Source organism: Pseudomonas arabinosi (assembly GCF_047758675.1).
GTDB lineage: Bacteria > Pseudomonadota > Gammaproteobacteria > Pseudomonadales > Pseudomonadaceae > Aquipseudomonas > Aquipseudomonas arabinosi.
On sequence record NZ_CP180480.1, the window covers coordinates 1,866,712 to 1,890,019 of the forward strand.

Genomic DNA, 23,308 nt, shown 5'->3' on the forward strand with positions numbered 1-23,308 from the left:
GACTTGAATCCCACGGAAGAGGCGTTAGGTCATCGACCTCATGCCAATTTAGGAATGTTGTACATGGAAAGTAACGCAGCTACACAAACGCTCAGCGCGCAACTGATGCGCGGGCGACTCGATGTCAAAGTTGATAATTCACTTATCGACCCGGACTCACTGTTCGGCTTTGCCGAGCGCCGCAACCCTAAGCGTGCGTTTCTGTTCGTGTCCAAAGTGCTGGGCCGGCATATCCCTGTGCGTCCGTCCACGATGGACGCAAGCTTCGAAAGCCTGGCTGCGCAAATCCCTGCGGACTTGCCAGGCCCGGTGCTCGTTATCGGCATGGCGGAGACTGCGGTGGGCCTGGGTGCCGGTGTTCATCGCGCCTACAGTGCCACCCGCCCCGATGCGGTTTACATGGTCAGCACGCGGCACCCGACCGGTACTGAACTGTTCGCTCGATTTGAAGAAGAACACAGCCACGCCAGCGCTCACTTGATCCACATGCCCGTCGATCTCGACGTTCGGGAAATGATGCTGAATGCCCGTTCGTTGGTGTTGGTCGACGACGAGGCTTCCACCGGCAAGACGTTCATCAATCTGCATCGAGCGCTGGTCGATGCGGGTCTGACCCAAGTCGAGCGTGTTGTGACGTGTGTGCTGACGGATTGGTCCGCTGGCGCAGTCCGCAACACCATCGGTGCATCGACACATCAAGTTTCCTTGTTGCAGGGCGCGTACACGTTCCTTGAAGACACCGACGCCCCTTTGCCGCAAATGCCTTCGGTGGGCACTGTCGCCGCTGGCGAGTGGCCTTTGTCGCCGCAGAATGACTGGGGCCGTCTTGGCGTTCGCAAGGTTGAAGACACCCTGGCACCTGATCTGCAGATCAAGGCGGGTGAGCGCATTCTGGTGGTTGGAACCAGTGAGTTCGTCTGGCGTCCATTCCTGCTCGCCGAGCGCCTGGAACGTGCAGGTGCTGACGTGCATTTCAGTTCAACCAGTCGTTCGCCCATCGCGCTGGGCCATGCCATCGAACACGCATTGTCGTTCTCGGATAACTACGGCCTCGGCATCCCCAACTTCCTCTACAACGTGCGCCCGGGTCAATTTGATCGCGTGTTGATCTGCTCGGAGACTCCTGCGCAGGCCGTTCCCGCCGAGCTTGTTGAAGCCCTGAACGCGCAGGTGATTGTCGATGCTCAGTAATCGCCCACTGGCTCTGGCCGACCTCGACGACACGCTGTTCCAGACTGCACGCAAAATGCAGGAAGGCACGCCACGCCATCCTGCAACCCTCGACGTCGATGGACAGCCCAACGGCTACATGAACCCGGTTCAGAAGTCCTTCGTCGAATGGCTGTTGTCGTCGACCGACGTTGTACCGGTCACGGCTCGCAGCGTCGAAGCCTTCAGCCGGGTGAAGCTGCCCTTTACCCACGGCGCTATCTGTTCCCACGGCGGGGTGATTCTTGGTCCTGACGGAAAACTCGATCAGGAATGGCAATCGCACATGCGCGCAATCCTGGCCGACTTCCAAAGTCGTCTTCCCGACCTGAGCAAAGAAACGCTCGCCATCGGTAAAGAGCTTGGCATTTCATTGCGCGGGTGGGTGGTCGAAGAGGAAGGTCTGCGCAATTACGTGGTGACCAAGCACAACGAATCCAATGACGAAGTCCTGAGCACGGTTCTGGCTGAAGTCCAGGCCCGCGGTTTGCTGGACGGTATGCACATTCACGCCAACAGCAACAACCTGGCCTTCCTGCCGGCGGGTTTGTCGAAGCGAGTGGCGGTCCAGGAATTGTTGCGCCGTGATCGCGAAGTCAACGGTGAACGTCCGGTGCTGGGCTTTGGCGACAGCATCACTGACCTTGGCTTCATGGATACATGTCACATGTGGGCCACGCCGGCGCGCAGCCAACTGGCGAAGCTTGTGGGCTGCACGCTCGATGATTAATACCTTTGCTGACCTCAATACTGTGGGTAGCGGAAGCTATGCACCTGACGACGTTCACTTCCTGCTTCAGCCTGTTCAGATGGAAGTGACTGATGTCGAAGAGAAAGAGCGTCTGATTCAAACGAAGCAGAAGCACTATTCCGAGATGATCAGTCTGGAAAGCGCTCCGACGGACGTTCACAAGGCGCTCTACGCGCGGGCACTTGCGCAGAATGGCGCCCGTATGGCCACGGACGTCCAGTCCCTGGCGCTGGCGTTGAATGAAGCGTGTACCGGCTCTTCGATTGTTCTGGTGTCCTTTGTTCGTGCTGGACTTCCGCTCGGTGTACTGCTGCGCCGTGCGCTGATCGACATGGGTCGAGACGCCTGCCATTACGGGATCAGCATCGTTCGCGATCGCGGAATCGACACCGTTGCGCTGGAAGCCATCGTCCAGGCTCACGGTGCCGAGAACATCGTCTTTGTCGACGGTTGGACCGGCAAAGGTGCGATCTCTGGCGAGATCAAACGGTGCCTGAACGGTGACTCGCGTTTCCCGGCCGAGCCGCGACTGGTCGTGCTGGCTGATCCGTGCGGTCGAGCCTGGCTGGCCGCTTCGGCAGAAGACTGGGTCATTCCGTCCGGCATCCTGGGCGCCACAGTATCGGGTCTGGTTTCACGTTCTATCTGGCCTGCCAATGGCGGGCTGCATGGCTGTGTGGTCTACGACCACCTGCATGAACATGACGTGACCCGTGAGTTCATCGAGCAGATTGAGGCGCAGCGTAAGGCCGTGGGGCCGGTGCCTCAAGCTTCGCCGTGGACCGACAGCCAACGACTGGAACTCCAGGGCGCAGCCATGCATGTGGTTGAGTCTTTGGCCGCACGTTTTGACATCACCAATCTGAACCGGGTCAAGCCAGGTATCGCCGAGGCAACCCGCGCCGTGTTGCGCCGCGTCCCTGACCATGTCCTGGTCCGGGATCGTAACGACAGTGATGTTCAGTTGCTGATGCACCTGACCGAGAGTGCTGGCGTTTCGGTGGAAGAGGTCGGTGCCGCTTTAGGGCCGTACAGAGCCGTGACCATCATTCGGAGTCTGAGTTGATGAAGATTCTTTCTCCTTATGCCCTCGGGGCCACGCTCTACATGCCGGCCACGCGAGCGGATCTGCTCGATGTGGTTTTCGGTACCAAGCTACCGGAACTGCGCTCCTTGGTGGTGTGCCTGGAAGACGCCGTTGCGGACATTGATGTCGAGACGGCGCTTGGCAACTTGCGAGTCCTGCTGACCGCAATCAACGAGCGCGGAGGGCGCCCGGTTGATGGCCCGTTGTTGTTCGTTCGTCCCCGGGATTCGATGATGGCGGCCGTGCTGAATGAATGGCCGTTGATGGCGCACGTGGACGGGTTTGTCGTCCCGAAGCTCACGTTGCGCAACCTTGACGCATGGGAACAGGCGGTCACGAACCCGGCTTTATTCCTCATGCCGACGCTTGAAACTATCGACGTTTTCAATCCTGGCGCCATGGTCGAGTTGGGTCAGGCGCTCAAGGCGAACTTGAATCACCGCATCATCGCGCTGCGCATTGGCGGCAATGATTTGATGGGGTGCCTGGGGGTTCGACGCAACCCGGTCACAACGCTCTACAGCACGCCGATGGGCTATGTCATTCCGATGTTGGCCGGGGTAATGGGGTCGCAGGGGTTTGCGCTCACCGCGCCTGTATTCGAACAGCTGGCTACGCCGCATTTGCTGAAAGAAGAGCTGGATCTCGACATTGCCCACGGGCTGGTTGGCAAGACAGCGATTCATCCGAGCCAGATCAACATCATCCAGGACTCGCTGCGCGTCAGCCTCGAAGACTTCAACAGCGCGAAGCTGATCGCCAGCGACGTTGCCCCCGCCGTGTTCAAACACAACGATGTGATGTGTGAGCCGGCGACCCATTACAAGTGGGCGGTGAAGATCCTCGAGCGAGCGCAATGGCATGGCGTGCGGCATGCAGATGCCGGCAGTGGCGATACACCGATTCGTTTGGCTGAGGCGGCTCGATGACACAGGTCATGCTCGGGGCTGAGACAGACGTCAAAAAGGTGCTGTCGGTGTTTGATTTCGACGGCACCCTGACCCGGCATGACAGCTTCGTTCCCTTCCTGAAATTTGCATTTGGAAGGCGCGAGTTCAGTCGGCGTGTGCTGATGCTCGCGCTCCCCAGTATTCGTTTTCTCGCTCGACGAATGAGCCGAGACGAACTTAAAGCACAACTGGTCAGTACGTTTCTGACGGGAGTGGAGGCTGATTGGGTGCGCCAGCAAGCCGTGAATTTTTGCGCGGCCTATTGGCTCCAGCTCATGCGCCCTTCGGGGGTGAATTCGATCGCGGCCGAGATTGAGGCGGGTGCAGTCGTAACGCTTTGCTCCGCCTCTCCGGCCTTGGTACTCCAACCGTTTGCTGATCGCTTGGGCATCAAGCTGATCGGTACGGAGCTTGAGGTTGTCGACGGCCTGTTGACCGGGCGCATCACCGGCAACAACTGCCGGTGCGAGAACAAGGTGCTCAGGCTTGAGGCGGTTTATGGACCGCTGAGTCAATACCGTCTCAAGGCATGGGGCGACACCCGCGGCGACCATGAACTGCTGGCCGCGGCACAAGAGGCACATTGGCGTCATTTTCATCCGGCATGGCGTCGTGGACGCCTGCGGGGAACCAAAGGCGGGAATCCAGGTGTGAGCGACGTACCACTCACCCACCTGCAAGCAGCGATCAAACCTGATCGCCACGCGAACACTGACGATAAACAAGGAGCGTAACGATGGCACTTACCCTGAGCAAACAACAATCCATCTCCCTGGAAAAAACCGCCGGCAGCGCTTTGTCCAGCATCAGCCTGGGACTGGGTTGGGACCCGGTGAAAGCGGGCTTTCTCGGCAAGTTGATGGGCAGTGGCGGCGCGATCGATCTGGACGCATCGTGCATCCTGCTCGACGAAGGCCTGCAACCTGTTGATCTGGTCTGGTTCCGTCAACTCAAGTCCCAGGACGGGTCGATCAAGCACTCCGGCGACAACCGCACCGGTGACGGGAGTGGTGACGATGAAACCATTCACGTTGACCTGCAGCGCCTTCCGGCGGCAGTCAAACATCTGGTGTTCACGGTAAACAGCTTTACCGGGCAGACGTTCGAGAAAGTTGAAAATGCCTACTGCCGTATCGTGAATGCCGGCAATAAATCGGAGTTGGCACGCTTCAACCTGTCCGAACGTGGCGGCCACACCGGCATCGTGATGGCAAGCCTGACGCGCGAAAACGGTGACTGGCAGTTCAAGGCCATCGGTAAAACCACCAATGGTCGCACCGCTGATGATCTGGTGACTCTGGCTGTTCAGGCATTGCGCTAATGCCGACTCTCGTACCTGGTGGAAATGCGCCGGTTGCCAGCGGCCAGCTACGCGTTGATATCAACTATTCGCCGATTACCGGGGCTGACATTGATGTCTCGGCCTTCGTTCTGGGCGCTTCGGGCAAAGTCCGCGGCGACGGCGATATGTGCTTCTACGGTCAAACCAGTGTGCTGGGTGGCGCGGTGCAGATGACTGAGTCTTCTGCCGGCCGCGCCGTGTTCACGCTGGATCTGAGCCGTCTGGAGCCTGCTGTCGAGAAAGTGGCGCTGACGGCCACGATTCATGAGAACAAGGCCAGCTTTGAGCGCGTCTCGCAGCTGTCGGTCGTGGTGTCGGGTGGGATTGAAGCTCAGTTGCCTACCGGTGGCATGAAGGAAACTGCGCTCATCCTCGGCGAGTTTTATCGCCGCCAGGGTGAGTGGAAGTTCCGTTGCGTGGCTCAAGGATTCGCCGGGGGCCTGGAGCCATTGGCCAAGCACTTTGGCGTTGAAGTCGCAGCCCCGACGCCTGCCCCGGTACAAGCCGCACCTCAACCAGTTCCTGCTCCAACTCCGTCGGCAGCACCCAAGTCGTCGATCAGCTTGAGCAAGGTCACCCTCGACAAGACACGCACATCGATCAGTCTCGAGAAGACCTCGGCCGGTTTCGGCGAGATCAAGGTGAACCTGAACTGGAACAAGGGTGGTTCTGGCGGTTTCTTCAGCCGCAGCAAATCCATCGACCTCGACGTGGGTTGCCTCTACGAGCTTCAGAACGGTGACAAGGGTGTGGTTCAAGCCTTGGGCAATTGCTTCGGCAGTCTGAAGCAGGAGCCTTACGTCCAGTTGATGGGTGATGACCGGACGGGCTCTGTTGCCGGAGGCGAGTGGCTGCACATTAACGGGACCCAGTGGAGTGAGGTTCGCCGCATTTTGATCTTCGCCTTCATCTACGAAGGGGCGCCGAACTGGAGAGAGACCGATGGTGTAGTGACCATCTACATCCCTGGCCAGCCGGACATTGAAGTACGCCTCAACGAGGAGGGCGGTCGTGACGGAATGTGTGCGATTGCCATGCTTGAAAATGTGAACGGCGCCGTGAAGGTCTCCCGACGGGTCGACTTCCACCGGGGGCATTCGGCGGTAGACAAGGCCTACGGTTGGGGCATGAGCTGGCGCGCCGGCTCGAAATAAGAATTTTGGCGGGATCCTTTGATCCCGCCTTTTGAGGGGAACTCAAATGCTGGCATGGCTTAAAGAAAACGCGGCATTGGCACGCGACAAACTGACCACTGAGGTCGGGAAATTCAAAAACCAGAAGTTCATGGAAGCAATGACGGCTGCTTGCGCAGTGATCTCGGCAGCCGATGGCGATATCTCCTCTGCGGAAAAGCAGAAGATGAGCGGTTTCATCAGCAACTCGCCTGAGCTGAAAGTCTTCAACATGGCCGATGTGATCAAGTCCTTCAGCGCCCATTGCGAGAAGTTCGAGTTCGATTTTCAGATCGGTCAAGCGGAAGCGTTGAAGGTTATCGGCAAGATCAAAAGCGACCCGGGTGCTGCACGTCTATTGGTTCGAGTTGGATGCTCCATTGGCGCGTCGGATGGCAATTTCGACGAAAAAGAAAAGGCGGCATGCCGCTTGATCTGTGCCGAGCTGGGCCTGAATCCAGCTGATTTCGACCTTTAAGGAGCTGTACTTTGGAAACGAACATCGGATTTCCTCCGTTGACCATGGCGGTTTTTGTAGGGCTCGCGGTTGGCGCCCTTCTGCTCGACATGGTCACTCACCGTGGCGACAAACCCATTTCGCTGGTTAAAGCCTCGATCTGGTCGATTTTCTGGATCGCCATATCGTTGGCATTCGCAGGTTTCCTGTACGTACAGCACGGACCTGAAGTCGCAAGCCTATTCGTGACGGGCTACGCCTTGGAAAAAGTCCTGAGCGTGGACAACCTCTTTGTCTTCATGGCGATCTTCGCCTGGTTCAAAGTGCCGGATGGCCTGCGTCACCGTGTTCTGTACTGGGGCATCATCGGCGCTATCGTTTTCCGCGGCGTGTTCGTTGCTATCGGCACCGGCCTCTTGGCGTTCGGTCCGTGGGTCGAGATTGTTTTCGCGGTGATCGTCGCATGGACTGCCGTCATGATGCTGCGTGCCGGCGGTGATGGCGATGAAGAAGAAGACTACTCCAAGCACATGGCTTATCGCTTTGCACAGAAGCTGTTCCCGGTGTGGCCAAAGCTGCACGGACACAACTTCTTCGTGACTCGCAAGGCCCTTCAGGTAGAACTCCTGAAGCCTGAAAACAAAGGCATGACACTGGCTGCAAAAGGGACCTTTTTTGCTACTCCGCTGTTCCTTTGCCTGGTGGTTGCTGAAGTGTCTGATGTGCTGTTCGCATTTGACTCCGTTCCGGCGGTCATCGCGGTCAGTCGTGAACCGCTGATTGTCTATTCGGCAATGCTGTTCGCCATTCTGGGCTTGCGGACCATGTACTTCGTCCTCGAAGCGCTGAAACGCTATCTGGTCCATCTGGAGAAGTCGGTCATCGCGCTGCTGTTTTTCATCGCCGTCAAGCTCGGCTTGAATGCGACTGACCACATGTTCCACCACGGTTACACCATTGACGCTAACACCAGCCTGCTGATCGTTATGGTCGTCCTGGCTATTGGCGTTGTGGCGAGCCTGGTCTACCCGGGAAAAGAAGAAACTCAACCCGAAAGCAACTGAGTTAAAGCACCCACCCCAAGGAGAAATACCCAATGGCACTGACTCTTCAAAAAGGCGGCAACCTGTCCCTCTCGAAAACCGATCCGAACCTGACCAAGATCCTGGTCGGTCTGGGCTGGGACCCACGCGCCACTGACGGCGCTGAGTTTGACCTGGACGCCAGCGCTCTGCTGCTGGGTGCGAACGGCAAAGTGCGTAGCGAAGCCGATTTCGTCTTCTACAACCAACTGAAGAGCGTGGACGGCTCCGTTGAGCACGCTGGCGACAACCGTACCGGTGCCGGCGATGGTGACGACGAAGTGGTCAAGGTTGATTTGAGCCGCGTTCCGGCCGACGTCGACAAAATCGTATTCATCGTCACCATCCACGATGCAGATGGCCGCAAGCAGAACTTTGGCCAGGTTGGCGGCTCGTTCATTCGCGTCGTCAATGAAGTGTCCGGTGCCGAAGTCGTTCGCTACGACCTGGCCGAGGATGCCTCGACCCAAACCGCAATGGTCTTTGCAGAACTGTACCGCAGCAATGGCGAGTGGAAATTCCGCGCCATTGGTGAAGGCTACGCTGGCGGCCTGAAAGCCCTGGCAAACAACTACGGCATGAACTTCTAAACAACCCCCCGAAAAAAGGAATCTTGCAATGGCTGTAAGTCTGTCTAAAGGCGGTAACGTCTCGCTGTCGAAAGAGGCCCCGGGCCTGACCGAAGTCATCGTTGGCCTGGGCTGGGATGCACGCGTCACCGATGGCGCTAAATTCGACCTCGACGCCTCGATCTTCATCGTCGGCGAGAACGGCAAAGTTATCGACGACAATAGCTTCATCTTCTACAACAACAAAAAGTCTACCGACGGTTCGGTTGAGCACTTGGGTGACAACCAATCGGGCGAAGGCGAAGGCGATGATGAACAAGCCACCGTCAAATTGAATGGCCTGGCTGCCGCAGTGAAGAAACTCGTTTTCGCTGTGACCATCCACGATTCGGTTGAACGCAAGCAGAGCTTCGGCCAGGTTGCCAACGCTTACATCCGTGTACTGAACAAGGCTGACGGTAAAGAACTGGCTCGCTACGACCTGAGCGAAGACGCTTCTACCGAAACGGCCATGATCTTCGGTGAGCTCTATCGCGCAGGCGAAGAGTTCAAGTTCAAGGCCATCGGTCAAGGTTTCGCTGGCGGTCTGAAGCCTTTGGCTGAAGCTCACGGCGTGAGCATCGCCTAACCCGAAAGGGTTGAGAAAGCCCCCTGCGTTTGCCGGGGGCTTTTTCTTGCCTGCAGAGTTTTCACCGCGGGCTGGAGCAAAACAAGGAAGAAGGGAAAATCGATGATGTTTCGCCTCAACATTGCCTCAGGCCTTTTCGCCTTGGTGCTCGCTCTGTGTTCCACGCAATCGCTGGCCGCGAGTTTCGATTGTGCAAAGGCGGGAAGCTTTGCAGAAAAAACCATCTGCACGGATTCCGGACTCAGCGTTCTGGATGAGCAGATGAACGCTGAATATATTCGCGCTCTGGACGCCGCTCAGAATCAGAGCCAGGTTCGCCAGGAGCAACGTGACTGGTTGCGTCTGCGCGACAACTGCACGACAAGAAGTTGCTTATCGACTTCGATGTCGGACCGGGTCAAGGTCCTTGCCGGCCCGCTATTACCGCAAGCTCAATCGACGGCTGATTTCGACATCAAGCGTATCGAGCAATCGGTAGCGGCGCGCGCACCTGTTGCAGCAACGCAAGAGCCCTCAATGACCAAGCCCGCGCCGACAACTAAAAGCGCGAAAGACGACCATCAAGCGGTTCTGAACCTGAAAATCGCTCTGTTCTTGATGGCCCTCCTGCTGCTGGTCTGCATTTGGTTGCACCACAGAGGTTCGATGACGATCTACCAGGACTACACCGATGCGCTTTGGACAAGCCTGACCCCAATCCTTGCGATCGGCGTCTACTTCCTCTTTAGCGCCTGGCTGGAGATCCCCCGAAACTATTCCGTCATCGCGGCGTGCCTGGTCGGCGCACTCATGTCGCTGCAGGTGATTGTTCAAACGTATCGTAGCAATGGGATTTCTCTGTTTTTCCTGCTTTCACTGTTCGCCAAAGTTGCACTGCTGACTTTCTACTTCTTGATGATGGCTCTCCTTTTGTTCGGTGGTGCGCGTAACAAACGAGAAGCTCGCCGACAGCGCGGCTGGGCCGTGGCCGCGACGACGGTCTTCGTGTTTTTGTCCGGATGGATGTGCAGGAACAGGCAGTTCTCATCGGTCGACGACTATATTGCCGGCCGAACCTGATCCGTAAGCGTTACCTGGCCGGGTGCAGGTCCTGGCCGTCCAGGAAACAGAATCAAGGAACGATCATGGGATTTCGATTCAGCAAGCGGATAACGATCGTGTCAGGTGTTCGCCTCAACATCAGTGGCTCGACCGTTCTGCGCGTTTTGCGCAGGTGACCCCGTTGGATATTTCCGTTCTGGACTGAGTGGCAATCCAATCGCGCGGCGAGCGGTATCAAAGGCTCTGACTTGGTTTTTTTTTCGCGCGTTTTAAGTGGTGCGTCATTCGGGGTGATGGCAATATGCTACGCCTCGTTGCGTGCACCGGATTTTCCAGGGACTGACGTTTGAATTTCTGACAAGGAATAGTTGGATGCTAGTCGCACTTGTTGTTTTGAACGCGCTCTATTTGATCTGCAGCCTCCTGTTCAACGCCGAACTGTTGAATATGGCGGGGGCCGATATTCCACTCAAAAAACTCGAAGTCCTTGAGACCTATAGCCAGGTTCTGGCCGCCACCAGTATGTGCCTGCTTGTGTGGCGGATCTGCTATCGCCGCTATCAAGGCAAGGGCAGGGTGCTCTGGTTCTGGCTTGCGGCTTCGACCGCGCTCGTTACGCCCGTCACCTGGTGGTTCCAGGGCGCCGCCCCGGACTGGATAGCCGAGAAATTCCCGGGTTCACTGCGTGTCAGCAGTCTCTACGCCTACGTCACTAAAAAGGGGCTGCTCTACGACTCGCTGACCATTCCGCAAATCCCTTACAAGGCCTACAAGGACCAGGGTGAAGGCAAAGCCTTCATTGCCAATCTTGGGGTTCTGATGAGTGTTCAAGGCTCGTACGTCGAGCGCATCGACAAGAACTTCCAGGGATTTTCGGCGGCAGTTTTTCGCGGCTATACGGCCCGAAATGGCGATGCGCTCTACGAGCGTCTTCAAGAAACCGTTGTGCCTTCCATCGACGACATCATCAGAACCTACGCAAAGCTCGAAGGCTTTCGTGCGGCGGGAATTCCAGGAAATGAATGGAAGCCCATCCAGTGGCCAAGTGCCGGGGCGGAGCTGGGTTACGAACCCGGAATTGACGAGTACGCCCGATCAATCAATCCGGGCGTCAGAAGCCGGGACGCGCTCGTCAACACTACTGAAGTCCGTCATATGGCAAGGAGCGCCCTTGGCCCACTTTACGTGCGAGGTATGAACTTGCTTGCCACCCGTGAGCAGTTCCAGGGCTACCTGCCAGGTATTGCCGACAACATGGCATTCGACGTTGCGCATACCGATATTCACGGTGCGGAAGGCCTGAATGTGCTGAAGAACATGTGGTTTATCCCTTTCTCACTCATGAGCGGATTGTTCTTCGGAGCCATCAGTCTTGTGGTCCTGATCATTTCGGGCATTGAAGCCTTGAGACGGCTGCCGGGCCGAATTCGCTTCGTGCGACCGCTCGCCATTGCTTCGATCGTTTTAGTCCCCCTGGTAGTCGGCAACGGGATTGTCGACAGCGCCGGCTACAGGGACGCGTTCAGGAGTCAGGGAAAGCAACCCCTTTTGCTGGCGTCGGTTTTCAGCTGGGCCATGTCCTCGCAAGCAATGCTTTACAACCTCACAAAGCCTCTGCTCAAGGCAGAGTGAACTTACACACAGGGAGAGTCACCGTGCGGAAAAAGTTTATCGTCACAATGCTGGCAGTCGCCATCGCAGCCAGCTCGGGTTGCGCTCAGTTGGGCATCAACAAGCAACAGGCCGGTACCGCTGTAGGTGTCGTCGCTGGCGCGGTCGTCGGCTCCTTCATTGGTAAAGGCAATGGCAAGATCGTAGCTGTCCTGCTGGCCAGTACGATCGGCGGTTTCATCGGCAACAAAATTGGCGCAATGCTCGATGATCAGGACAAGCAGGCGCTTGCCCTGCGCACTCAGGAAGCCCTGAGTCTGCCGGCAAATGATTCCGCCCAACCGGTGTCATGGACTTCCGCGCACTCGGGTGCAAGTGCACAGATCGTTCAAGGCAAAGAGTACACCCAGACCAAAACGGTTGAAGTGAAGCGGGCTCCGAAGATCGAGGCGGTTCCGTCGATGAAACTCATCAACGAACAGTATCTGACCAAGAGCAGCTCCAATGTTCGTGCGGCGCCAAACAAAAACGCCGACAAGGTGGGTGGCCTCAAAGCGGGTACCGAATTCACGGCCGTTGGGTCAACCGGTGACTGGATTCTGGTCGGCCGCAAGGGTGTGACCGTTGGATACATCAACCGCTCACTGGTTACTCCAAAATCCGAAGCGGTCGCCAAGAATGTGAAGCCGGCGGCCAACCTCGACGAAATGAACGTGGCTGCTGATAAAGAAACCAAGGCCTTCGACCTGGATGCGATCCCGACTCTGCCATCCCAGCAAGTTGCAGCAGAAACGTCTTGTCGGCCGGTGACCGTGAGCCTGAAAGCGGCAGACGGTAATACCGAGCAGGAACAAAACACGTTCTGCAAACAAGCCAACGGCACCTGGGAACTCATCTAAGGATCTCCATGAAAAACCGCGCACTCGCACTCGCTGTAGTGAGTGCTTGCGGCCTCGCGCCACAAGCATTTGCACACGAGCTTGCCTACTCGAAAACAGAACAGATCCACGTCATTGTCGAGGGTGAAGCAACCACCTGGTGCAAGCCAGAATTGGCCATCACCATGCAGCGGCCAACCTGGGGTGACCAGAAGCCATTGAATGGTCTTTTGAGTAAGTTGCCCTTCATCCTCGGGCAGGAATGTCCGACCGCGAAAGTCACCTGGAAGGCTGTCGACGCCAAGGGGGCTGTTTACGCGACTGGCGCAGGCAATGCGACCAACCTGGGCATTGCCACGTTGACTGCACCGCCTGCACCTGCACCTGCACCTGCACCTGCACCTGTTGCGGCCGCGGTGGCACCGGCCCCCGCGACTCCAGTCGTGGCTGTTGCGCCAGCGCCAGCACCAGAAGTTCCAGTAGCTCCCGTAGCTGTGGCCGACGCCCCGGTGGTTCCGGCTCCAGCAGCAACCCCCGTTGCACCTGCACCTGCGGTTGTCGCCCCGGTCGTTCCAGCGCCAGCACCAGCGGAACCCGTCGCCGTCGCCCCGGTAGCACCGGCCCCCGTCGTTTCCGCGGCTGTAGTGGCCCCACCGGTAGCACAAGCACCCGCTCCAGCTCCATCAGCAGCACCTCAAGCGGCTATCGCTACGGTACCGAGCGCTGACTTCGGCCGTTCATTGGTTCTGGCTAACAAGAACCTTGTCGGAATCGCTGACGGTAGCGGCTGCAAATGGCTAATCAGCAAGTCGGCGATCGATGAGAGTGACCCGAGCCTCGCCTTCGCCTCGACGCCAGCAATGCCTTGTGGCGCCTCTGGCTATGCTGAAGGTGCATTCGATAAATTGCGTTGGTCGATTCCGAACACCTATCGCGGTGATACGTGGTCCCGGACTTACGTCCATCCGAGCGGCCTGATGTTCAATCAAGCCATCAGCTCGGCGGTGAAAGGCAAGGCTCTGTCCTTCCTGAGCAACAATGCCGACCAGGCCCTCTTCCAGGTCGGCGAAATTCCGGCCCGCGGCATGAAGGTCTATCTGGCATTCCAGCGCTCGACCTATAACGTTCTGTCGCCGTTCGGGAGTGACCCGTACTACGTTGCAATCACGGCAGACGAAAGCTTTGCCCTTGATCCGGCGGAGTACAAGCGGGCGGTGCTTGAGCTGTATCAACTGGTGAAGGCAACCTCGCCGTCGACGGTTGATCTGTCGAACCTCTACATTGCGAAAACACTGGAGACCCTGTATCCGGAGTCCGGCTACTCCTCCGATGACAAGGACAAGATTGTCCGCAACCGCATGGGTGAAAACCGCGGCGCGTTCTACTTTGACGCCCGTGAAGGCACCAACTATGCGCTGTATCGTGAAGAGGTTCGGGTACGAGAGGTGCGCCGTCAGCAGCAGCAGATGGCTGAACTGCATCATCGCGTACTGGCCCGTTATGAGCAGCTCAAAGCCGGTATGAAAGAGTTCGAAGGCCGTGAAGCTGAAGCCCTGGCCCAGATGGCTGGCATCAAGGTCACTTTCTCCTCGCCGATGGCAATGCTCGACCCGTCATCATCCAGGTCGGCTGTGCCGATGATGATTCACGTCACCGGCAAGAGCGGCGATTTCTACGAGATCGACTTCCCGCGTAAAGGACGGGTCCAGGCCGATGTCGAACTGGAAAACCAGTGGTACGTCATCCACGCGGCCAACATGACGCCGTACGTTGCGCTCGAAGACGGCCGCTCAATCCCGACCTTCCGTGTGTATGCCGCCGGCATCCCCGAGGCCTGCAAGCAAGATCACTGCGCAGACAGGGTGTCCTTCGGCGCAGTCCTGGCCAAGGAGTTTCCGAACGCCGGAATCGACTTCAGTTGGACGCCACAAGTCTCCGAGCAGTACGTGACTGCCTGGCAGCAAGCATCCGCCCAAATTCAGTAAGGCCTCGCCATTATGAAATCGATGAACAAGAAGCACATTCTCATCGCCGCTGCGGCCGCGGGTATTGCGATCCTCGTTGGGGGCTCGATGCTATCCAGCGCAGGGAAGAAGGAAACGCTGAGCTATTACGACGAACTGAAGGAGCAGTTTTACCTTGAGGGCGTTCTGAACGAGGGGGATGTGTCCTATTCCTTCTGGTCTGGCAATCTCACTGTGGAGTCGCCCGAAGTTCGTTTGGTGGCCGCACAAACCAACGGCGCCGAAAAATTCCTGAAGGGCATGATGGGGTTGCTGGGAGGGAAGGACGCGGGGGCTACCGAAACCGGTTTGGCAGCCTGGTCGCGGTACTTGCTGGCGTCCACCACAGGAGGCGGTAATGCCGGCGGTGTATATCTCAAGGCCGACGCCCTCAAGGTCAGTCGCTCCGGTGACAACAAGGACGGTGAGATCCACGTCCAATTGTTGGGCCTGGACATGAGCAATCCCTATATCTCGCACAAAGGCGCTGATGTCGTTCTGGTGTCGGAAGTCAGCGATGAAATCCAGCCGCGGGCGGACGTCGATCAATATGGTCGGGTCGTTAATTCGAACTACTCGTGGGGCAGCAACATCGTCTCCCGCCTGCCATTCACGGGTGCGTTTATCAGTGGCGCAACCGGCGAGATCGGGGTGAAGGTCGACCTGGATTTCACCCTCAAGCGGTCTGACGATGGTGAAGGCTCGATGAAGTTCGTGGTTGTTCATCGCAACGACGGCAGCGAGGTTGGCCGGATTGTGCGCGAGGCTCAGTTCGCTTCAATCCCGCCGCTGGATGATGTTCAGGAGCAGCTCAAGGGCGCCTTCAGTGGCTTCATCATGGGGGCTTACAGCACCTCCATGGGCCAAGCGGTTATTGCCGATGCCGCGGGCAACTTTGCCCGCAAATCCAAGGTGGCCAGCTATTCGCTGACCTACAAAGGATTCGAGCCACTGAAGGACGGGTTCGACGAATACAAGACCGCCACCAAACGCCAGGAATTTGCTGGCTACTGTGCGGAAACCGGTCTTTCAACTTTCCAGAACGACTTCGGTGCCAAGGGTAAAGAGCACAGCGACTCGGAATGTGCGATCGCAGAGAAGCTCGCCACTGATGGCAAGTTCGAAGAGAGCTACACGTTCAAGGAAGAAAAATCGCTGTTTGCCGGCTTGTTTGTCAGCAAAAGCTACACGCTTGAGACTAACTGACCGACTCGACCTGAACCCTGGAGCTCGGTCCGCCGTGCTCCTCGGTCTACCTCATTTATCCCGGCAAGCCCAAGTACAGGACATCTCATGATCACTATTTCCAAATGGGCAATGACGGCTCTTTGCGCGGCGCTCCTGGTGGGCTGCGGCTCCAGCAAGGACAAAGCTGAAGAACTCGTCAACGTCATGGACCTGGATACCCAGTACAAGATGGTTATCCAGGTTGCCACAGCCGGCTACTCTTCCAAGTACCGCGACCTGTCTTCGGCTCAGATCAAGACCGTCATCGAAGACAATATCCCCAAAGAACTGCTGAACGACACACTCGTTGAGGTGTACGCCGACCATTTCGACGCCGATGAGCTCGAGCTGATGATTGAAGCGAACAAGCATCCCGAGAAGGCAATGGCGGTGATCCTGGGTTCGAAGGGAGGGATGGCTCTGGCTAAAAAATCAGTGGAAGTTCAGAGCGAGTTGCAGCGCGATATGGCGAAGGCCTTCGAAGACCGCGATGAGGATATCGTGGACGAACTGGACGATCTGCAGAAAGAAGCCCGCGGCTGAGCATGCCGCTGCAGGTAGCAAAAAGCCCGGCCAATGCCGGGCTTTTTCGTGACTGGACAATGCCGGTGTTTATGGCCGTGTCACATACCACGCCGTTTCAGACGGCGCCTTACGACAATGACTACAAGCAGAAGTACTAATGTGGTCACGCCGAAGAATAGCGTGTTGAACCAGGGGAAAGGCTGGTCACGGCTTGTGGTTGCCTCGATGTTCGTAATATTTGGGAATACCGACAAAATCTGAATGCGCCAACCGTAATAGCGGATGAGTGCCAATTGCTGTGCATCACGGGAGTAACCCTGAGCCTTCGCCTGTACGTCGGCCGAGTCAAATTTGAAATACCAGGGAAAACTCCAGCCGGTGTCTTCGTTGCGATAGACCGTGACTGCCTTTGAATCAGGGTCCTCGGTGTTGATGAAATACACGTCCCTGGTAGGGCCATCGGCCGGGTTTTCTGCATTGATCACCCCGTCATGGTCGACCCGTTTGACTTCAACACCTGTGACCAGCACCACCTCGTGTTGAGGCAGCACATAGTAAAGACCCAGTGCGCCAGCACCGGCCACCAGGAAGATCGCACCCAGAACCAACCCCTTGAACCACTTCATGTCGACGCTCCATTTTAGATCGTCGGAATTCTGCCCCAATTCAGTCGATTGATGGCGAATTTTAGTCTCGACGGTGAACGGGTCTAAAAACTATGGAAAGGCGGGACGTTCTGGCTCAAGCAGGTATGAGAGGTCGATATGAAGCGGCAATGGAAAACATGCAGACACAAAAAAACCGGTCATATAGGCCGGTTTGTTTGGGTTTCAGCTGCTCGCCGGTTTAGGCGGGAACATGCTGGAACAAGAAAGTGGAGCGGGTGAAGGGAATCGAACCCTCGTTATCAGCTTGGGAAGCTGGAGTAATGCCATTATACGACACCCGCTCAGAGCGGCTGACTTTGTACCAGATGTGGGCGTGGAAATGAAGTTTTTCTTTGCGTGGGACGGCTTTAGCGCAGGTGAAACAAAAACAGAGACCGCATGATGGTCTATCGCGGGCAAGCCTTGCTCCGATACGGCGAAGCTTGCTCGCGATGACGCTGTTTCAGATGGCCAATGCATGTTGGTCCTGGACGTAGTGATAACGCGGTCGACTTTCGTGTTGCGAAGGTTTCAGAAAGCCCAGCAGTGCGTTGCGGCTATCTCGGCAAGCGGCTTTGTGTTCCATGTCGAGAAAGTGGCCGGTGGCCTGCAGGGTGGTGAAAGTAGCGTGTTGGACGTGGTTGGCGAACAGTTGAGCGCCGTCGGCAGCGGTGTACTCGTCCCATTCGCCGTTCATGAACAGCACCGGTACGTTGATTTTCTCCGCGGCTTTGAAGAAGCACTGGCGATCACTGCGCAGCAGATCGCTGATGTGGAAGTGCATCTGCCCGTACTCATGCTCGGCAAGGGAACTGACGTGCCGATAATTGAAGCGCTTGAACAGTGTCGGCAGGTGTTTGCCGATGGTGCTGTTCACCAGGTTGCCGACCCGGTCACCGTCCCGGCTGCCGAGGTAATCGATGCCGCGCTCGAGGTAGTCGAGCATGTGCGCGTTGATCTCCGGGGAGAACGAGCTGATCACGGCTTTCTCGATGCGTCGTGGCTGCTGGGCCAGGGCGACCAAAGTCGCGGCGCCACCCCAGGAAAACGACAGCACGTGTTCGGCGGCGAAGTGGTCGATCAGCTCCAGGAGGATCTGCCCTTCGATTTCCTTGGTCAGCAATTTCTCGTGCAGGTTGTGGGCTTTTGACTTGCCCGCGTAGGGCTGGTCGTAGCAAACCACATTGAACTGCGGATGAAGGTTTTTCACGGTTTGTGCAAACGACGCAGTCGTGGCCATCGAGCCGTTGACCAGAATAATGGTCTTCTCTGCGGCGTCTGCGCGATAGAACTCCGTGTAAACCCGGTACTGACCCTGTATATCCAGCACAGCGATTTCTGGCCTCATGTCATAAGACTCCTGGCAAGCGGGTATGCGTGCAAATCAGATTGCACGAGCTTTGTGACAGGTAGGCATACGCCTGGAATTTGAGAGGCCCATGTCGATCCATTGCAGTCCGGTCGACGGGTATTGTTATTGGCGGGCAGTCTGCCGGGGGAAAGCGGAACCTGAGGGTTCTCTACCGGCAAAAAGTTTCTTAGAAGTATGTTGTGACTCGTCGGTCACATTTCGGCCGACGTCCTGATTCAAGCAGGGGTCACGTCATCGCGCAAGTATCTTTGGCAAATTGTTCGACAACTTCTGCTGAGCGGTCGCCTGCTTAGATCAATTGAATCTCTTCGGTGCGTAATGCGCGGTACTCGCCCGGTTTCAGGGCACTGTCGAGCACCAGCGGGCCCATGCTTTCGCGGTGCAGGCGCAGCACCTTGTTGTCGAAATGGCCGAACATCCGCTTCACCTGATGATAACGACCCTCGACGATGCTCAGTCGTGCGGATGTTGGTCCGAGTACCGCCAGCCCGGCGGGTTGGGTGGTGAGGTCTTCGAAGGCGAAGTACAGGCCTTCGGCGAATTTCAATGCGTATTGCGGGCCAATCTCTTGCTCGGTCTCGACGTAGTAGACCTTGGGCAGTTTGGTTTGCGGCTGGGTCAGGCGTCGCGACCAGCTGCCATCATTGGTGATCAGCATCAGGCCGGTGGTGTTGAAGTCCAGGCGCCCGGCGATGTGCAGGTCCTCCTTGTCCGGCTCATGGATCAGGTCGAGCACGGTCGGGTGTTGCGGATCGCGGGTGGCACTGACGCAGCCAGAAGGTTTGTGCAGCATGAAGTAGCGTGCAGGCTTGCCGACTTGCAGCAGCTCATCGTCGACTTCCACGCGGCTGAATTCCAGTACGTCGGCGTGAGGGTCGCTGACGATTTTTCCGTCGATCCTGACGCGCTTTTCCACCAGCAACAGACGCACCTGCTTACGGTTGAAGCGCGGCAGGTTGCTGAGGAAACGGTCAATGCGCATGACGAGGGATCGGTAGGAAAGGGGCGCGTATCTTACGTGATCGGTTGTGCGGTTGCTTACAGCTGCGCCTCGACTTGCGCACAGCGTGGGCACAAACAGGATTTGTCGCGCAGTTCGGGCGGCAGAGCCTCGAGCACTGCCGGGTCGATGCTGACGCCGTAGCACCAGCAGGCCCGATCGGCGGTTCGCGGGTCGGCCAGCGTGCAGTCGTTGGAGGCGCCGCAGGCCGGGCAGAAATCTGGCTTGTTCATGTAGGGTTATTCATAACTGGAGTGAGGCATTTCCACGCAGGTGCGGTTACGGCCGGCTTGCTTGGCCCGGTACATCGCATGATCCGCTCTCGAGAGCAGCGTGTGCAAGGTGTCATCGGTCTGCAGGGTGGTCAGGCCGATGCTCACGGTCAGCTGCAAGGCCTTATCGTTGTAGGCATAACGCTGCTGCTCGACATGCTGACGAATTTTCTCGGCGACCATCAGACCGGTCTCACCGTCAGTGTCCTTGAGCAGCACGATAAATTCCTCCCCGCCCCAACGGCAGACGATGTCGGAGTGCCGCAGGCAACTCTCCAGGTCCCGTGCAAAGCCGATCAGCACCTGATCGCCGGCAAGGTGACCGTAGGTGTCGTTCAAGACTTTGAAATGGTCCAGATCCAGCAGCAACGCGGTCAGCGGTTTGGGCTCGCGCTGGGCTTCGTGCATGGCTTGCGCCGCCAACAGGTCGAAACCGCGGCGGTTCGGCAATTCGGTCAGGCTGTCGAGAATCGCCTGGGCCTGGATCTTGCCCTGGTAGCGCTTGATCACCCGGTTGAGCAGGGCCAGCACAATCAGCGTGACGATCAGGCAGATCAGCAGGTTGAGGTACAGCGACTGGCGGATTTCACTGAGGGCGCCGTCTTCGCGTTTGTCGACGAACAAGTACCAGTTCAGCTCCGGGATGAACCGTACGTTCAGGAAATGTCCCTGGCCCTGGACGGAATATTCGTAACTGCCGCTGTGCGGTTTTGGCAACTGACTGACAAGGCTTTTCATGCTGTCGAGTTCGCCGAGCCTCTGCCCGATCTTCGCGCCTTGCGGGCCGCCCTCGGCCCCGGTGAGCACCAGGCGCCCGAAGTTGTCGACGAAGTACACGCTGCGCTGGTAACGCTGCTGGTATTTGTCGATCAGCTTGATCACCGCATCGACCGTCAGACCGACGCCGGCCGCGCCAATGAAACGGTTGTTGTAGTCGTAGACCTTGTAGTTGATGAAGAAGGTCAGGTTGTCCTTGTTGGCAAGGTCCGGGTCGACATTGATCTCGTAGGGATCGGCCATGTCTCGTACGCGGAAATACCACGCATCGCGGGGTTCAGTGACTTTGACCTGTTTGAGTACGCCCTTGGCGTGGTAGTAGGTGAGGCTGGCGTTTGAGACGAAAAATGCGGTGTAGGCGCCGTAGTGGGTCATCACCTCGTTGAGGTAGCGGGTCATTTTTTCGGGATCTTGCTCGCCGTTTACCACCCAGTCACGCATGAAGGTGTCGCGGGACATCATCGAGGAAATCAGGATCGGTCTGACGAGGTCTTTCTGGATTTCCGAGTAGACCGTGTCCGACGTCAGCGGCAGTTCGGTGTTGACGATGTTGTCACGGATCGACGCTCGCGAGGCGTAGTAACTGAGGAAGGACGTGGCGAGAAAGCCTGCGCCCAGCAACGCGATCAGCGTGAGGACCAACGAACGTTGCGAATACAGCGGCGAGCTAAGCGGCATGACGATTCCGTTGGCAGTGACCCGATGGCAGGCATTCTAATGGCACCGCCGGGAAATAACTGCTCTATGTGCAGGGCGAATGATCGTTCACACGCCCCCCGAGATTATGCCCGGACCTTGTGGGAGCGAGCTTGCTCGCGATGGCGGACTGTCAGACAACATGGTTTTTGCCTGTTAGACCGCCATCGCGAGCAAGCTCGCTCCCACAGGTTAGGGTCATTCTTTCGCGCTATGAACGGGACTGCAGATACGTACGCCATCCGCCTAAATGGCTGATATCGGCTGCCCCCTCCAACCCATACGCCTCACAAATAAACCCACTTTCCCAACGCCCATCCGCCAATTGCACCTTGCCTAATCCCAGCGGTGCCGGTATCCCGGTCAAAAACGAACCCAACTCACGGCTCGGCAATTCCCAAACCTCCACGGCAATCGCCACCCCCCCGTCCTTCACGCGAACCATCCCGGGGCGAAACGGCGGACCACCGGCCAGGGCATGCAGTTGATAATCCGGCGAGCTGAACGTCGTCTCGACCAGTCGAGCCCCGCGCTGCTTCAACTGCCAATTCAGCGCCAACCCATCCAGATGCGCCCCACACACCACCAATCGCGCCCGGTCATTACGTGCGACAGCCGTCGGCGCAGGTGCGAGCAAACCTTGCTGACGCTGCAACGCATCCGCCACACCCAACAAATACTGATCAGTAAACGCCCGGCCGAATAACGTCACGCCCCAAGGCAAGCCATTGCCCATGAAACCGCTGGGCACGGCGACGGCGGCGTAATCGAGCAGGTTCATGAAGTTGGTGTAGTAGCCCAGTTCCGAATTGCGCAGCACCGGCTCGGCGTCCAGTTCCGCCCGCGTGACGGGGCGGCCGATGGTAGGTGTGAGCACGCAATCGAGGCCGTCCAGCGCCTGGTCGCACAGGGCTTTCAGCGCTTGAAGCCGGTACTGAGAACGGAAAGTTTGCACACCGTTGACCGCTGGCGCCTTGGCCAGCACCGCGCGAATCACCGGCAGTACAGCTTCAGGATTTTGCTCCATCAATTCGCCGGCGACGCTGTAGCGCTCGGCCACCCACGGCCCTTCATAGAGCAATCGCGCCGCTTCAAGGAACGGCGACAAATCCAGTTCCACGGCTTCACCGCCCAACGCCTTGAGCTGATCGATGGCATCACCGAACAACAGCGGCCCCTCAGGACAACCGAAGAACTCCAGATCCTGTGCACGCGGTACGCCGAAGCGGAAGGGGCGAGGCGCACCAAACGCCGAGCCGTCATTCCACAACGGATTGCTACGGCTGTATTCATCGCGGGGATCGAGCTGCGCAGTGAGCGCAAGCAACTGACTGGCTTCCCGAGCAGTCGCGGTGAACGTGGTCACGCAATCGAGGGTGCGACAGGCCGGAACCACACCGGCCGTGGAGATCAACCCTTTGCTGGCTTTCAACCCCACCAGATTGTTCAGCGCCGCCGGCACGCGCCCGGAGCCTGCCGTGTCCGTGCCCAGGGAAAAACTCACCACGCCGAGCGCCACCGCCAGCGACGACCCGGCGCTGGAGCCGCCCGACGGATACTCCGGCAACACGCTGTTCGGGCACGCGCCATACGGTGAGCGACTGCCGTTAAGCCCGGTGGCGAATTGATCAAGATTGGTCTTGCCCAACGGAATCGCCCCCAGCGCCAGCAACTGCTCGACGATGGTCGCCGAACGCTCCGGCACATAGGCAAATGCAGGGCACGCCGCGGTCGTCGGAATGCCGGCCAGGTCGATGTTGTCCTTGATCGCGAACGGCACGCCGTACAGCGGCAGGCTTTCGATATCGCGACCATCGAGTGCGGCGAGGTACGGTTCCAGTTCTTCAACACTGAGCAAGTGGATGAACAGGTGATAGTCCGGGTTCAACGCCGCGGCTTTATCGCGCAGGCTCAGCAGCAGTTCACGGGGCGTGATGTTGCCGATGCGATAAGCGCTGCGCAGGGCGTCGAGTTGCAGATTGATGTTCATCGCGTTAATCCTTTTCAAAATG

Annotated in this window: 23 protein-coding genes and 1 tRNA gene; 17 read left to right on the forward strand and 7 right to left on the reverse strand. The window is 57.7% G+C overall.

The features are described from left to right. Positions 1-63: 63 nt before the first annotated feature. From ACMXYJ_RS08680 to ACMXYJ_RS08760, 17 genes are all read left to right on the forward strand, one after another. Positions 64-1,191 carry a phosphoribosyltransferase domain-containing protein gene (locus ACMXYJ_RS08680; protein ID WP_415759476.1) on the forward strand — a complete coding sequence of 376 codons (1,128 nt, stop codon included), beginning with the start codon at positions 64-66 and terminating at the stop codon, positions 1,189-1,191. After that, positions 1,181-1,939, forward strand: a complete 759-nt coding sequence (locus ACMXYJ_RS08685; RefSeq protein ID WP_415759477.1) for a trehalose phosphatase — start codon at positions 1,181-1,183, stop codon at positions 1,937-1,939. Before ACMXYJ_RS08680 ends, ACMXYJ_RS08685 begins: the two co-directional genes overlap by 11 nt. Then, a complete protein-coding gene (locus ACMXYJ_RS08690) occupies positions 1,932-3,026 on the forward strand; it encodes a cysteine protease StiP family protein (RefSeq protein ID WP_415759478.1) in 1,095 nt (364 codons plus the stop codon). The genes ACMXYJ_RS08685 and ACMXYJ_RS08690 overlap by 8 nt, the downstream gene beginning before the upstream one ends. After that, complete coding sequence (locus tag ACMXYJ_RS08695; protein ID WP_415759479.1) at positions 3,026-3,976, forward strand: HpcH/HpaI aldolase/citrate lyase family protein; 951 nt, start codon at positions 3,026-3,028, stop codon at positions 3,974-3,976. The genes ACMXYJ_RS08690 and ACMXYJ_RS08695 overlap by 1 nt, the downstream gene beginning before the upstream one ends. Beyond that, a complete protein-coding gene (locus ACMXYJ_RS08700; protein ID WP_415759480.1) occupies positions 3,973-4,731 on the forward strand; it encodes an HAD family hydrolase in 759 nt (252 codons plus the stop codon). The genes ACMXYJ_RS08695 and ACMXYJ_RS08700 overlap by 4 nt, the downstream gene beginning before the upstream one ends. A gap of 2 nt (positions 4,732-4,733) precedes the next feature. Continuing rightward, a complete protein-coding gene (locus ACMXYJ_RS08705; protein ID WP_415759481.1) occupies positions 4,734-5,318 on the forward strand; it encodes a TerD family protein in 585 nt (194 codons plus the stop codon). Further along, entirely contained in the window at positions 5,318-6,493 is a 1,176-nt protein-coding gene (locus ACMXYJ_RS08710; RefSeq protein ID WP_415759482.1) for a TerD family protein, read from the forward strand. Before ACMXYJ_RS08705 ends, ACMXYJ_RS08710 begins: the two co-directional genes overlap by 1 nt. Before the next feature lie 46 nt (positions 6,494-6,539). Continuing rightward, the gene (locus tag ACMXYJ_RS08715) at positions 6,540-6,989 is read left to right on the forward strand and encodes a tellurite resistance TerB family protein (protein ID WP_415759483.1); all 450 of its coding nucleotides are present in this window, start codon (positions 6,540-6,542) and stop codon (positions 6,987-6,989) included. 44 nt (positions 6,990-7,033) lie between these two features. Beyond that, the gene (locus ACMXYJ_RS08720) at positions 7,034-8,032 is read left to right on the forward strand and encodes a TerC/Alx family metal homeostasis membrane protein (RefSeq protein ID WP_415760697.1); all 999 of its coding nucleotides are present in this window, start codon (positions 7,034-7,036) and stop codon (positions 8,030-8,032) included. A 32-nt stretch (positions 8,033-8,064) separates the two neighbouring features. Beyond that, on the forward strand, positions 8,065-8,640 hold the full coding sequence (locus ACMXYJ_RS08725) for a TerD family protein (protein WP_415759484.1): 576 nt from the start codon (positions 8,065-8,067) through the stop codon (positions 8,638-8,640). A 28-nt stretch (positions 8,641-8,668) separates the two neighbouring features. Continuing rightward, positions 8,669-9,247, forward strand: coding sequence for a TerD family protein (locus ACMXYJ_RS08730; RefSeq protein ID WP_415759485.1), 579 nt, complete (start codon positions 8,669-8,671; stop codon positions 9,245-9,247). Positions 9,248-9,349: 102 nt separating this feature from the next. Then, complete coding sequence (locus ACMXYJ_RS08735; protein ID WP_415759486.1) at positions 9,350-10,306, forward strand: lysozyme inhibitor LprI family protein; 957 nt, start codon at positions 9,350-9,352, stop codon at positions 10,304-10,306. 354 nt (positions 10,307-10,660) lie between these two features. Beyond that, positions 10,661-11,920 carry a hypothetical protein gene (locus ACMXYJ_RS08740; protein WP_415759487.1) on the forward strand — a complete coding sequence of 420 codons (1,260 nt, stop codon included), beginning with the start codon at positions 10,661-10,663 and terminating at the stop codon, positions 11,918-11,920. A 23-nt stretch (positions 11,921-11,943) separates the two neighbouring features. Next, complete coding sequence (locus ACMXYJ_RS08745) at positions 11,944-12,798, forward strand: SH3 domain-containing protein (protein ID WP_415760698.1); 855 nt, start codon at positions 11,944-11,946, stop codon at positions 12,796-12,798. Between the two features lie 8 nt (positions 12,799-12,806). Next, positions 12,807-14,762, forward strand: a complete 1,956-nt coding sequence (locus tag ACMXYJ_RS08750) for a hypothetical protein (RefSeq protein ID WP_415759488.1) — start codon at positions 12,807-12,809, stop codon at positions 14,760-14,762. A gap of 9 nt (positions 14,763-14,771) precedes the next feature. Continuing rightward, positions 14,772-15,986 carry a hypothetical protein gene (locus ACMXYJ_RS08755; protein ID WP_415760699.1) on the forward strand — a complete coding sequence of 405 codons (1,215 nt, stop codon included), beginning with the start codon at positions 14,772-14,774 and terminating at the stop codon, positions 15,984-15,986. A gap of 87 nt (positions 15,987-16,073) precedes the next feature. Then, on the forward strand, positions 16,074-16,550 hold the full coding sequence (locus tag ACMXYJ_RS08760) for a hypothetical protein (protein ID WP_415759490.1): 477 nt from the start codon (positions 16,074-16,076) through the stop codon (positions 16,548-16,550). Between the two features lie 80 nt (positions 16,551-16,630). On the opposite strand, the gene ACMXYJ_RS08765 is transcribed toward ACMXYJ_RS08760, so the two are convergent. From ACMXYJ_RS08765 to atzF, 7 genes are all read right to left on the reverse strand, one after another. Continuing rightward, positions 16,631-17,158, reverse strand: coding sequence for a DUF1523 family protein (locus ACMXYJ_RS08765; protein ID WP_415759491.1), 528 nt, complete (start codon positions 17,156-17,158; stop codon positions 16,631-16,633). A 249-nt stretch (positions 17,159-17,407) separates the two neighbouring features. Next, a tRNA-Gly gene (locus ACMXYJ_RS08770) sits at positions 17,408-17,481 on the reverse strand. 161 nt (positions 17,482-17,642) lie between these two features. Continuing rightward, positions 17,643-18,527, reverse strand: a complete 885-nt coding sequence (locus ACMXYJ_RS08775) for an alpha/beta fold hydrolase (RefSeq protein WP_415759492.1) — start codon at positions 18,525-18,527, stop codon at positions 17,643-17,645. Positions 18,528-18,840: 313 nt separating this feature from the next. Further along, on the reverse strand, positions 18,841-19,533 hold the full coding sequence (locus tag ACMXYJ_RS08780) for a pseudouridine synthase (RefSeq protein WP_415759493.1): 693 nt from the start codon (positions 19,531-19,533) through the stop codon (positions 18,841-18,843). 56 nt (positions 19,534-19,589) lie between these two features. Further along, positions 19,590-19,784, reverse strand: coding sequence for a cysteine-rich CWC family protein (locus tag ACMXYJ_RS08785; RefSeq protein ID WP_008153014.1), 195 nt, complete (start codon positions 19,782-19,784; stop codon positions 19,590-19,592). 6 nt (positions 19,785-19,790) lie between these two features. Beyond that, positions 19,791-21,278, reverse strand: a complete 1,488-nt coding sequence (locus tag ACMXYJ_RS08790; protein WP_415759494.1) for a sensor domain-containing diguanylate cyclase — start codon at positions 21,276-21,278, stop codon at positions 19,791-19,793. A 229-nt stretch (positions 21,279-21,507) separates the two neighbouring features. Then, a complete protein-coding gene (atzF, locus tag ACMXYJ_RS08795; RefSeq protein ID WP_415759495.1) occupies positions 21,508-23,286 on the reverse strand; it encodes an allophanate hydrolase in 1,779 nt (592 codons plus the stop codon). Positions 23,287-23,308 lie beyond the last annotated feature (22 nt).